9 protein-coding genes are annotated in these 12,521 nt (G+C 67.1%); 6 read left to right on the plus strand and 3 right to left on the minus strand.

Annotated features, from left to right (window positions below):
- Positions 1-65: 65 nt before the first annotated feature.
- Both HU230_RS32455 and HU230_RS32460 read left to right on the plus strand, forming a co-directional pair.
- Complete coding sequence (locus HU230_RS32455) at positions 66-386, plus strand: PilZ domain-containing protein (protein ID WP_176534653.1); 321 nt, start codon at positions 66-68, stop codon at positions 384-386.
- Between the two features lie 116 nt (positions 387-502).
- Positions 503-1,225: a nucleotidyltransferase family protein gene (locus HU230_RS32460; RefSeq protein ID WP_176535320.1), complete on the plus strand. Its 723-nt coding sequence runs from the start codon at positions 503-505 to the stop codon at positions 1,223-1,225.
- Positions 1,226-1,475: 250 nt separating this feature from the next.
- On the opposite strand, the gene HU230_RS32465 is transcribed toward HU230_RS32460, so the two are convergent.
- On the minus strand, positions 1,476-2,489 hold the full coding sequence (locus tag HU230_RS32465; RefSeq protein WP_176534652.1) for a DUF2891 domain-containing protein: 1,014 nt from the start codon (positions 2,487-2,489) through the stop codon (positions 1,476-1,478).
- Positions 2,486-3,388: a hypothetical protein gene (locus tag HU230_RS32470; protein ID WP_176534651.1), complete on the minus strand. Its 903-nt coding sequence runs from the start codon at positions 3,386-3,388 to the stop codon at positions 2,486-2,488. Before HU230_RS32470 ends, HU230_RS32465 begins: the two co-directional genes overlap by 4 nt.
- Between HU230_RS32470 and HU230_RS32475 the strand changes: the two genes are divergently transcribed.
- The 4 genes from HU230_RS32475 (at position 3,360) to trxA (ending at position 11,574) form a co-directional block, all read left to right on the plus strand.
- On the plus strand, positions 3,360-4,436 hold the full coding sequence (locus tag HU230_RS32475; RefSeq protein ID WP_224943796.1) for a LysR family transcriptional regulator: 1,077 nt from the start codon (positions 3,360-3,362) through the stop codon (positions 4,434-4,436). The two genes, HU230_RS32470 and HU230_RS32475, sit on opposite strands and share 29 nt — an antisense overlap.
- An 83-nt stretch (positions 4,437-4,519) precedes the next feature.
- Entirely contained in the window at positions 4,520-7,666 is a 3,147-nt protein-coding gene (gene addB / locus HU230_RS32480; RefSeq protein ID WP_176534650.1) for a double-strand break repair protein AddB, read from the plus strand.
- Positions 7,660-11,136 carry a double-strand break repair helicase AddA gene (addA, locus tag HU230_RS32485; RefSeq protein ID WP_176534649.1) on the plus strand — a complete coding sequence of 1,159 codons (3,477 nt, stop codon included), beginning with the start codon at positions 7,660-7,662 and terminating at the stop codon, positions 11,134-11,136. Before addB ends, addA begins: the two co-directional genes overlap by 7 nt.
- Positions 11,137-11,253: 117 nt before the next feature.
- Positions 11,254-11,574, plus strand: a complete 321-nt coding sequence (gene trxA / locus HU230_RS32490; protein ID WP_016847387.1) for a thioredoxin — start codon at positions 11,254-11,256, stop codon at positions 11,572-11,574.
- A 57-nt stretch (positions 11,575-11,631) separates the two neighbouring features.
- On the opposite strand, the gene HU230_RS32495 is transcribed toward trxA, so the two are convergent.
- The gene (locus tag HU230_RS32495) at positions 11,632-12,372 is read right to left on the minus strand and encodes a metallophosphoesterase family protein (protein WP_176534648.1); all 741 of its coding nucleotides are present in this window, start codon (positions 12,370-12,372) and stop codon (positions 11,632-11,634) included.
- Positions 12,373-12,521: the final 149 nt, after the last annotated feature.

The following is a 12,521-nucleotide window of genomic DNA, read 5'->3' on the forward strand; positions in this document are numbered from 1 at the left end:
TCTCCTAAAGTTGCGAAGGCCGCATTTCATCCAGAACGCGGCCGGATCGGGAGCAGGACCACACGATGGGGACGGAACGACGCAGGGGCGATCGTGTCACGTTTGAGCGCGGCATAGCCGCGCACATGATGGGCATTGACGGCACCTGGCGGCGCGACTGCACCATGGAAGACGTGTCGGAGACGGGCGCCAAGCTCTCCGTCGACGGCTCGGTCGAGGGCCTGAACCTGAAGGAGTTCTTTCTGCTGCTGTCGTCCACAGGATTGGCCTATCGCCGCTGCGAGCTGGCATGGGTCAATGGCGACCAGATCGGCGTCAACTTCCTCAAACAAGGCGACAAGAAGAAGAAAACTGCCAAACGCGGCGCGCAAGCTGCCGACGTCTAGGCCCGTTGCCGTCTTACGGCCGTCATGTCCCGTGACTATGGCGTCTGATCGATGCGCTTGCCGAATCGCCGTGATATGATCGGCGCCGAGAGATGATGACCGAGAATATCAGGAAAATGCCCGTCACTCCCCACAAGGCTATGGTGCTCGCTGCGGGCCTCGGCGTGCGCATGCGCCCCCTGACCGACACGATGCCGAAGCCGCTGGTGAGCGTCGCCGGCCAGCCGCTGCTCGACCATGTGCTCGACAAGCTTGCCGGCGCCGGCGTCACCGAAGCGGTCGTGAACGTGCATTACCTGCCCGACCAGATCATCGAGCACGTCAAGACCCGCAGCCGCCCGCGCGTGATCATCTCCGACGAGCGCGACCAGGTGCTCGGCACCGGCGGCGCGGTGGTGAAGGCGCTGCCGCTGCTCGGTGATGCGCCGTTCTTCCATCTCAATGCCGACACGATGTGGATCGACGGCGTGCGTTCCAATCTGGCGCGGCTGGCGGAAGCCTTCGATCCCGCGCGGATGGACATTCTGCTGCTGATGGCGCCGACCGCCTCGAGCATCGGCTATAGCGGCCGCGGCGACTATTCGATGTTGCCCGACGGCGCGCTGCGCAAGCGGCGGGAGAACCAGGTGGTGCCGTTCGTCTATGCCGGCGCAGCGATCATGTCGCCTGCGCTGTTCGCCGACGCCCCCACCGGCGAATTCTCGCTGACCAAGATGTTCGACCGCGCCAACGAGCAGGAGCGGCTGTTCGGCTTGCGCCTCGACGGCGTCTGGATGCATGTCGGGACCCCCGACGCGATCCTGGCCGCGGAAGAAGCTTTCCTCGAAAGCGTCGCTTAGAGCCTGATGAGACTGGCTTGAGCTAGAACGGCGTCGCAAGTTCACCTCTCCCTTGGGAGAGGTCGATTTGCGCAGCAAATCGGGTGAGGGGTTACGGTCTATCGAGAGAGCAAGGGCCCTCACCCGGATTGCACTGGACGATGCTTCGCATCGCCAGGCGCAATCCGACCTCTCCCCAATGGGGAGAGGTGAACCGAGACCGCGCCAAGCCGATTCGACCAAAACTCGTCCCGCTTTAGGCAAAGCTTTCTTAGCCATCGCTGTCGATGGCGAGCACTGCAAAACTCGCGAGCCAGTGTTCGCCCATATAGTCGCTGGCGATATGCGGCAGGCCGGCGTCGAGATGGCCTCGCGCAGCATCCTGCAGGATCGGGCGCCGCGCATCGCCCTCCGGCAACGCGCCGGCCAGCGCGCGCCAGCACCATGCCCGGCTGAGATTGAGCCCATCGAGATGCGCCAGCTTGCCATCCGACCGATCGGTGACCGTTGCGGGCCGGAACAGAGTTGCGGGCGCGCGTTGCGCGAGCCGCGGCAGGAAGCGGTCGAACCAGGGCAGGAAGTCGCCCGGCGCCAGCAGCCGGCGCATGCACTCCGCTTCAATCAGTGCAGACGACTGGAAATCATCACCGCTCGGCTCACCCCAGGCGGGACAATCCTGATCGGCGCCGTACCAGCGCAACGCGGTCTCACGCAACAGCGCGTCGAACGCATCGTCCTGCGTCGCCGCGGCGTAGTCGGCGGCCATGCGAAGCCCGAACGCGGTGTTGAAATGCGTGCCGACCCGCACCGGATAGGTGGCGAGCGGCAGGAAATCGCGGAAGCGCTGCGCGAAGATTGCGGCAAGTGGCGCGATCCGCTCCCGCCATCGCGTCTCATCGAGCAACGAGAGTTCTGTTGCGAGCTTCAACAGCCAGCCCCAGCCGTAAGGCCGCTTGAAGCCGCGCGCCGTCGGGGCCGAGAGATAGGCGCATTCGGCCGCGACCTTCTCCGTGACGAACTGCGCGTCGAACAGGGTGCGGATATCGTCCGCCGCTTCTGACGCCGGATAGCGGTTAAGCAGCCGGGCGAGCATCCAGTAGCTATGGACGCAGGAGTGCCAATCGTAGCTGCCGAAGAACACCGGATGCAGCTCGCGCGGCGTGCGTGCGTCCTGCGGCCCTGCCAGCACATGATCCGGCTTGTTCGGATATTCGCGGCCGACATGGCCGAGCGCGATGCGGGCGAAACGGACGGCGAGGTCTTCGGTCAGGATCGTCTCGCTCATGATGAGGCTTTCTCCTTGCGCTCGCGCCGGACCAGCAGCTCGATCAGGCGCGGCATCATATAGATCGGAAACTGCGTGGCGGCGAAGAACAGCGCCGTCATCGGCGACACCGCCGCGCCCATCGCCGACCAGACCAGTCCGACGTTGCGGTTGCTCAGAATGAGGCCCGTGGTCAACCGCTCGGCCAGCGGGCCCAGCGTGAGCACCGCGCCAAGCGCTTGCAGCGCGAGATTGCAGGCGAAGGCAAGGCCGGCCAAGGCCAGCGCGGTGGCCGGCTGCGCTGCGACCTGCGCACGCACCCCGGCCATGGTGGCAATGGCGAACAGCAACAGTGAGGCGACCACAAGCGCGTCGATGGTGCGCGAATGCCGCGCCAATTGTGCAGCGGCCTGACGGCGCAGCAGCAACGCCAGCGCGCCGGCGCCGACGACCAGCAGCGCCAGCCGCGCGGCGAGCGCCAGCGGATCGAGCGCAAGATCGGCAAATCCCGCTGCGATCAGCGGAACCGTGATCGGGGCCAGCGCCATCGACAGCAGCGTCACGGCCAATGGAACGGTCGCGTCGAAGCCGAGCATGCGCGCGACTGCCGCCGTGCCGGTCGATGGCGGCGCGCACACCGACAGCACCAATGCAACGATCAACTCCGGCCGAAATCCGGCGCCGCGCGCCGCGAAGCCGACCGCAAGCGGACAAGCCAGCATCGCCAGCGCCGGCAACAGCAGCGAGACCAGCGGACGCCCCAGCGCACGCCGGAACGCCGCGCCGTCGACCTGGAGAAAGGTCCCGAGAACCAGGACGAAGATCGCTGCCGCCATCAGCGGGCGCACGCTGTCCGCCAGGGCCGGGAAAGCCAGCCCGGCCAGCACGCCGATGATCAGCAAGGTCGGCCCGCGCGGCATCAGCTTCGCGAATGATCGTCCCAAGTCTGAACGTCTCAAGTCTTCCCGCCTCATCGTCGTGTCAGTCGCAATCGTAGGCTTGTGCAAATCATTGTTGAAATCGATTATTGGTATAAGCATTATTGCTGTGATGAATTTAGCCGCCGTCGATCTCAACCTGCTGGTCGCCTTCGAGGCGCTGATGGAGGAGCGCCACGTCACCCGTGCGGCCGAGCGCATTGGCCTCGCCCAGCCGTCGATGAGCAGCGCGTTGCGCAGGCTGCGCGCGCTGTTTGCGGACGAACTGTTCCTGCGCGCCGGCGCGGGCATGCAGCCGACCGAGAAGGCCCTGGCGCTGGCCGGGCCTATCGGAGAGGCGTTGCGGCACATCCGGGGCGCGCTGGCGCCCGATCGGAGCTTCGATCCGGCCACCGCGCGCAGGCGCTTCACCATCGCAGCGACCGACTACGGCGACCTCGTTCTGGTGCCGGAATTGAGCCGCCTGTTGCGCATGGAAGCGCCGGGCATCGACCTTGCCGTGCGTCCGCTAACTGACACGACGGCGGCCCTGGCCAAGCTCGAGCGCGCCGAACTCGATGCGCTGATCGGCGGCCATCTGCCGGACTCGCCACGCTGCGTCCGACACCGGCTTTTCGAGGAACGCTTCGTCTGCATCCGCGATGCGGCGCGCGCGAGCCGATCCGAGGCTCTCAGCCTGGAAGATTACGTGACCCTGCCGCACGCGCTGTTCTCCGCGGCCGGCGGCGATGGGCTGCCGAGCGTGATCGACGCGCTGCTGGCGCGCCATCGGCTGAAACGACGGGTGGCCGTGACGCTGGCGCATGTGGTGGCCGTTCCCTTCGCCGTGGCCGGCACCGATCTCATCGCCACGATGGCCGAACGCGTCGCCCGCCGTTTCACGCATCTCGCCGAAATTGCCGTCGTGATGCCGCCGATCGACATCCCGGCCTTCGCAATCGACCTGATCCATACAGTCCGCGCGGCTGAAGATCCGGCGCTGCGCTGGTTCCTGGATGCCGTCGATCGCTGCGCCACCCGGCTACGATAATCAGCGGTGATGGCTGACCCGCAGGGGTGGCTAACGACGGCCGCCGCTCCCTATATTGGCGCCTGATTCGAACCAGGCAGCCCATGCGCGTTTTCAGCGTTCCCGTCTCTGCGCCGTTCCTGCGCACCGTCATTTCGGCGCTGGTCGATGGCCGGCTGGTCGCGGGATTCGAGGCGCAGAGCGATCCGGCAAGGCTCGCCGGCGCCACGCTCTATCTGCCGACCCGCCGCGCCGGACGGCTGGCGCGCGAGATCTTCCTCGATGTGCTCGATTCCGACGCCGCGGTGCTGCCGCGCATCGTCGCGCTCGGCGAGATCGATGAGGACGAGCTCGCTTTCGCCGACCAGGGCGACGATGTCGGCGGCACTGCGCCGCTGGAGATCCCGCCGAGACTCGGCGAACTCGAGCGCCGGTTGACGCTGGCGCATCTGGTCGCGGCCTGGGCGAAGACGCCGGTGTCGGCGCCGCTGGTGGTCGGCGGCCCGGCCTCGACGCTGCAGCTCGCCGGCGACCTGGCGCGGCTGATGGACGACATGGTGACGCGCGGCGTCGACTGGCGCGCGCTCGACCGCCTGGTGCCGGACCAGCTCGACAAATACTGGCAGCATTCGCTCGACTTCCTGCGCATCGCGCGCGACGCCTGGCCGAACCACCTCAAGGAGATCGGCCGGATCGAGCCCGCGGCGCGCCGCGATCAGCTGATCGAGGCGGAAGCGGCGCGGCTGACCGCGCATCACGCCGGCCCGGTGATCGCGGCCGGTTCGACCGGCTCGATGCCGGCCACCGCAAAATTCCTCCACGCGGTGGCGAAGCTTCCGAACGGCGCCGTGGTGCTGCCTGGGCTCGATACCGATCTCGACGAAGATTCCTGGGACACGATCGGCGGCGAGCGCGGCGACGATGGCAGGTTCGCCACGCCGCCCTCGTCGAACCACCCGCAATTCGCGATGCACGCGTTGCTCGACCGCTTCGGCATCAAGCGCCGCGACGTCGAGAGCCTTGCTGAGCCTGCGCCGCTCGGCCGCGAGGTGCTGGTGTCGGAGACGATGCGGCCGTCGACCGCGACCGCGCAATGGCACGACCGGCTGGAACGGCCCGAGATCGTGGCGCGGATTTCCGCCGGGATGACCAATCTCACGGTGGTCGAAGCCCCCAATCCGGAAATGGAAGCGCTGGCGATCGCGGTTGCGATGCGCGAGGCGCGGCATCTCGGCAAATCGGCTGCGCTGGTGACGCCGGATCGCGCGCTGGCACGCCGCGTGATGGCCTCGCTGACGCGCTGGAAGCTGGAGTTCGACGATTCCGGCGGCGATGCGCTGATGGAAACGCCGGCCGGTGTGTTCGCCCGCCTCACCGCGGAGGCCGCGGCCAAGGGGCTTGAGCCGCCGACCTTGCTCGCGCTGCTCAAGCATCCGCTGTTCCGGCTCGGCGGCGCCCATGGCGCGCTGAAGCGTGCGATCGAGGTGCTGGAGATCGCGTTGCTCCGCGGCACGCGGCCGCAAGCTGCGACCAGCGGCCTCGCGCGCGACTTCGCCCGCTTCCGCGCCGAGCTCGTCAAACTCAATAGCGGCGAAACTTCCTCGCTGCATCGACAGGAGCAACGCGCACGGTTGCGGGACCGCGAACTCGATCAGGCACAGGCCCTGATAGATAAGCTTCAAACGGCGCTGGCGCCGCTGGAAGGCATGGCCTCGTCAAAGCCCCATGATTTCGCCGAGCTGGCGGCGCGTCACCGCGAGGCGCTGATCGCGCTGTCGGCCGACCAGAACGGCGTCGCAATCGTGTTCGAGGAGCGCACCGGGGCTTCGCTCGCGTCCGCCTTCGACGAGCTGCTCGCCAAGCAGCAGCCGAGCGGGCTGATGACGCCGCTGTCAGATTATCCCGAGGTGTTCCAGACCGCGTTCGCCGACCGCATGGTGCGGCGGCCGGAATCGGCGCGCGCGCAGCTCAACATTTTCGGCCAGCTCGAAGCACGTCTGACCGAGTCGGATCGCGTCATCCTCGGCGGTCTGGTCGAGGGCGTCTGGCCGCCGGCGCCGCGGATCGATCCGTGGCTGAGCCGGCCGATGCGGCACGAGCTCGGGCTTGATCTCCCCGAACGGCGCATCGGCCTCTCCGCGCACGACTTTGCGCAGCTGCTCGGCCATGACGAGGTGATCCTCACCCACGCCGCCAAGGTCGGCGGCGCGCCGGCGGTCGCCTCGCGCTTCCTGCATCGGCTCGAAGCCGTTGCGGGCGAAGCGCGCTGGAAGGCGGCGACATCGGCCGGCGAAGCTTACGTGCAATATGCCGCCGAGCTCGACCGGCCCGACTCAGTTCAGCCGATCCCGCAACCGGAGCCGCGGCCGCCGCGCGAGGCGCGGCCGCTGAAAATGTCGGTCACCGCGATCGAGGACTGGCTGCGCGATCCCTACACGATCTATGCGCGCTATATCCTGAAGCTCGACCCGCTCGATCCCGTCGACATGCCGCTGTCGGCGGCCGATCGCGGCTCGGCGATCCATGAGGCGCTCGGCGAGTTCACGCAGGTCTATGCCGACGCGCTGCCTGACGACATCAAGAGCGCGCTGCGCGACATCGGGGCCAAGCATTTTGCGCCACTGATGGAGCGGCCCGAAGCGCGCGCGCTGTGGTGGCCACGCTTCCAGCGTATCGCGGCGTGGTTTGCCGAATGGGAACAGGCCCGGCGCGGCAGTATCGACGCGATCAAGGCCGAGATCCGCGGCGAGATCGGCATCCCCCTCGACGATGCCAGGACATTCGTGCTCTCGGCGCGCGCCGACCGCATCGAACGGCATGCTGACGGCAGCTTTGCGATCCTCGATTACAAGACCGGCCAGCCGCCGACCGGCAAGCAGGTGCGCATGGGCCTGTCGCCGCAGCTCACGCTGGAAGCCGCGATCCTGCGCGAGGGCGGCTTTGCCGGCATCCCGGCGGGCTCCTCGGTCGGCGACCTCGTCTATGTCAGGCTGAGCGGCAACAACCCGCCGGGCGAGCAGCGTTCGCTGGAGCTGAAGATCAAGACCAACGACACGCCGCAGCCGCCCGATGAAGCCGCCGACAGCGCACGGCGCAAGCTGGAAGCCTTGATCCGCGCATTCGACGACGAGCAGCAGGCCTACACCTCGCTGAACCTCTCGATGTGGGCGAACCGTTACGGCGCCTATGACGATCTTGCGCGCATCAAGGAATGGTCCGCGGCCGGCGGCCTGGGGATCGAGGAATGGTGAAGGCTATCAGACCCATCCCGCCGGCGGTGCGCGACGCGCAGGCGCGCGCGTCCGATCCGAAGGCGTCGACCTTCGTGTCGGCCAATGCCGGCTCGGGCAAGACCCACGTGCTGGTGCAGCGCGTGATCCGCCTGCTGCTGTCCGGCGTGCCGCCGGAGAAGATCCTCTGCATCACCTTCACCAAGGCTGCCGCGGCCAACATGGCCGAGCGCGTGTTCACAACGCTCGGCCAATGGGTGACGCTCGATGACGCCGCGCTCGATACCGCGATCCGCGAGGCCGGCATCGCGCATCCCAGCGCCACACTGCGGCGCGAGGCGCGCAAGCTGTTTGCCTGCGCGCTGGAAACGCCCGGCGGGTTGAAGGTGCAGACCATCCACGCGCTGTGCACCCGTCTGCTGCAACAGTTTCCGTTCGAGGCCAACGTGCCGGCGCGCTTCGCTGTGCTGGACGACCGCGACCAGAACGAGATGATGGAACGCGCCAATCTGGCGGTGTTCCTCGAGGCGTCGCGGATTCCCGACAGTCCCATCGGCCGCGCGCTGCGGACGGCGATGGCGAATGCTGCCGACGTCACTTTCAAGGAGGTGGTCCGCGAGGCCTGTCTCAGCCGCGACCATTTCATGGCCTGGACCGATGCCGCCGGCAATGCCGCGGCCGCGGCCGCGCAGATGTCCGCCGCGCTCGGCGTCTCCGCCGATATCCGTATCGAGGATGTCGAGCGCGAGATCGTCGACGGTCCGAACCTGCCGCGGTCGAGCTGGAAGGAGATGGCGACGCTGCTCGACACCAGCAGCAAGGCGGATCAGAAGCAGGCCGAACGGCTGCGGGCGGCGCTGACCTTCACCGGCGCAGCCCAGGTCGATGAATATCTCGGCGTCTTCCTGACCGATGACCGCGCGCCGCGCGCGTCTGTCGTCACCAACAGCTTCATCAAGAAGAATTCCGTCGCAGGCCACCGGTTCGAGGCGGAGGTCGACCGTCTCGCCCCCTTGATCGAGCGCCGCCGCGCCGTGGTCGCGCGCGACCGCACCGAGGCGCTGATCCATATCGCGACCGCCGCGGCCGCGCACTACCGGCGCGAAAAGCTGGAACGCGGCCTGCTCGATTATGACGATCTGATCGACAAGACGCTGGCGATGCTCGACCGCGTCTCCTCGGGCTGGGTGCACTACAAGCTCGACCGCGGCGTCGATCACGTGCTGATCGACGAGGCGCAGGATACGAGCCCACGGCAATGGGACATCGTCGCGCACATCATCTCGGAATTCACCTCCGGCGCCGGCGCGCGCGACTGCCTGGTGCGCACCGTGTTCGCGGTCGGTGACGAGAAGCAGTCGATCTTCTCGTTCCAGGGCGCAGCACCGCGCGAATTCGACCTACGGCGGCGCGAGCTGAAGCGGCGCTTCGAGGAAGCCGGGCTGAAATTCGACCCGGTGTCGTTCACCTATTCGTTCCGCTCGGGACCGGTGATCCTGCATTCGGTCGACCATGTGTTTCGTGAGCAGGAGATCTTCCGCAGCATTCATGCGGTCGAGAACGGTTATCCGATTCACAATGCGATGGCCGATGCCGGCCCCAGCCTGATCGAGCTGTGGGATCTCGCGGTCGCGGACGACCGCCAGGACATCGAGGGCTGGCGCGCGCCGTTCGACGGCGTCGCGGTGACCAGCCCCGAGGTAAAACTCGCGCGGCGCATCCAGACCGAGATCAAGCACCTCGTCAGCAGCGGCACCATGACCGGCAGCGTCGGCGGGCGGCGGCCATTGCGTTACGGCGATATGCTGATCCTGGTGCGGCGGCGCGGCAACGCGTTCGACGCGGTGATCCAGGCGCTGAAGCACGCCAACATTCCGGTCGCCGGCGCCGACCGGCTGAAGCTGACCGAGCACATCGCAATCATCGACCTGATGAACCTCGCCGACGCGCTGCTGCTGCCGCAGGACGACCTCGCGCTCGCGGTGGCGCTGAAGAGCCCGCTGTTCGGCCTCACCGACGACGATCTGTTCAAGCTGGCGTATCAGCGCCGCGGCACGCTGCGCGAGGCGCTGGCCACGCAGGCGCCGACCGATGAACGCTTTTCAGCCGCGCTGCGCCGCCTCGAACAATGCGAGCGCCGCTTCACCCAGGAGACGCCGTTCGCATTCTACGCCTGGCTGCTCGGCGGCGACGGCGGGCGGGCGCGCATCCTGCGTCGGCTCGGCCACGAGGCCAATGACGCGCTGGACGAATTCCTCGAGCTCGCGCTGAGCTATGAGCGCAAGGCGCCGGCCTCGCTGCAGGGCTTCGTCGCCTGGCTGCGCGCCGCCGACACCGAGGTGAAGCGCGACATGGAGATTTCGCGCGACGAGGTTCGCGTCATGACCGTGCACGGCGCCAAGGGCCTCGAGGCATCGGTGGTGTTCCTGGTCGACACCACGACCTCGCCGTCCGACACGCAGCGGCTGCGGCTGATCCATCTGCCGCAGGGCAACGCCGCGCCGAACGCGCCCGGCGTCGTGGTGTGGGCCGGCAAGAAGGCCGAGGATCCCCCTAATGTCGCCGATGCGCGCAAGGCGATGCTCGGCGACACCGAGGACGAATATCGCCGCCTGCTCTATGTCGCGATGACCCGTGCGGCCGACCGGCTGATCGTCGGCGGCTGCATGCCCGGCAACATGAACACGGTACGGAAATCCTCCTGGTACGATCTGATTACCAAGGGGCTCGCCAATGCCGGGCTCAAGCTCGAGGAGATCGAGACGCCGGCCGGCAAGGTGATGCGCTATTCGCGGCCGGATGACGTCGCCGATCTCACCGGCGCTGCTGCATCAACGGCCGCAGAGCGGATCGCGCTGCCGTCCTGGCTGCGGACGGCGGCTGCACCTGAAGCGTCCGCAACGGGCGTGCTGCGCCCGTCCGATCCGGCCGATGGCGACAGCCATCCGATACGAACCGGCGAATCGGTGCTGCTGCGCGCCCGTGCTCTGCAACGCGGCACGCTGGTGCATCGTCTGCTGCAATCGTTGCCCGAAATTGCCGCCGAGCGGCGGCGCACCGCCGCGCTCGGCTACCTCGCGCGCAACGCCGACGGCTGGAGCGCAGAGGAGCAAGCCACGCTCGCAGACCAGGTGCTGGACTTGATTGCCGATCCGCGTTTCGCCGCCGTGTTCGCGCCCGGCAGCCGCGCGGAGGTCTCGATCGTCGGACGGCTGGAGCGACCGGGCCAGCCGAAGGCGCTGGTCTCGGGCCAGATCGACCGGCTGGTGGTGACGCCAACCGACGTCCTGATCGTCGATTTCAAGACCAACCACGCCCCGCCCAAGACCGTTGCCGAGGCGCCGCAGGGCTATGTCCGGCAGCTCGCGCTTTATCGGGCCGTGCTGGCGAAGCTTTATCCCCAACTGCCCGTCCGGGCGGCGCTGCTTTGGACCGAAACACCTGAAATCATGGAGATTTCGGCCTCCGCGCTGGACGCCGGGCTGGCATAAGATCATGTCAATGTGACCGAGCTTGACCCGGCAAGGGGGCGTTCATAGGTTTGACCCATGCTCCCCGGGCGCGATTCTCCGCCGCGCCCTTTTGTCTCAACCGAACGAGGTACTCGCATGGCCGTTGGCAAGGTTTCTGACGCCGATTTCGAAGCCGAAGTGCTCAAGGCGACCGGGCCGGTGGTCGTCGACTTCTGGGCCGAGTGGTGCGGACCCTGCCGCATGATCGCGCCCGCTCTCGATGAAATTTCCGGCGCGATGGGCGACAAGGTCAAGATCGTGAAGCTCAACGTCGACGAGAGCCCGAAGACCGCGTCGAAATATGGCGTGATGTCGATCCCGACCCTGATGATCTTCAAGGGCGGCGAGATGGCGTCCCGTCAGGTCGGCGCCGCGCCGAAGGCCAAGCTGCAGCAGTGGATCACCGCTGCGGTCTGATCTGTTTCGCATTAGCTGATTTGTGCAAACGGCCGGCGAGAAGCCGGCCGTTTTGTTTTACCTGATCCATCCCGTCGCCAGCGCCGAGGCGAGCTCGGCTTGACCATTGCGCCGCGCCAGCGCTGCCATCGCCGCGTGATCGTAGGGGATGTGGCGGAAGGTCACGTCCCAGCCGCCATCAACCTTTTCAAGAACCGCGTAGCGCGCATCGGGCGAGCCGGCCTCGACGACATGCGGATGCGGCTTGCCGGCGCGATAGCCGGGTGAGCCGATGCTGCCGGGATTGACGATCAGCCGCCCATCGCGAAGCCGCACGGCTCGCGCGGTATGGGTGTGCGCGCAAAGGATCAGCGATTGCGTCAGGCCGGCCGCCCGCGCCTCGATCGATTCCAGCGTGGACATGCAGACTTCGCCGCCCGGCAGCACGGTGTCGAGCCAGTAGGTCTCGTCATCCTGGGGCGTCGCGTGACAGAGGAAAACCGCGTCGCGATAGACCGCATTCGCCGGCAGGGTGCGCAGCCAGTCGAGATGCTGCGGCTCGAGCTGCGTATAGGTCAGCCGCTCCCATGAGCCCATTTTCTCGTGCGGACGGTCGATGAGATAGCGGTCGTGATTGCCGAGCAGATGGACGGCATCGAGCTGCATCAGCACGTCGATGGTCGGCCGGGCGTCGAGCGGCCCGCTCACCATGTCGCCGAGGTCGACGATGTCAGAAATTCCCTGCGCCCGGATATCCGACAGCACCGCTTCAAGTGCGAGATGGTTGCCGTGGATGTCGGCGATTGCAGCAAAGCGCATGACGTCTCGTCCCCCCTGAAGCGTTTTCGAGCGAAGTGGGTACCGGTTCGCGTGAAGAAAACGCGTCAAACGAAAATCCAGAGTCCTTTCCGTTCCGATTCAATCGGAACGGAAAGGACTCTGGTGCGCACCGCATCCGGGACGCGGGA

Origin of the sequence: Bradyrhizobium quebecense, assembly GCF_013373795.3 — a bacterium.
Taxonomy (GTDB): domain Bacteria; phylum Pseudomonadota; class Alphaproteobacteria; order Rhizobiales; family Xanthobacteraceae; genus Bradyrhizobium; species Bradyrhizobium quebecense.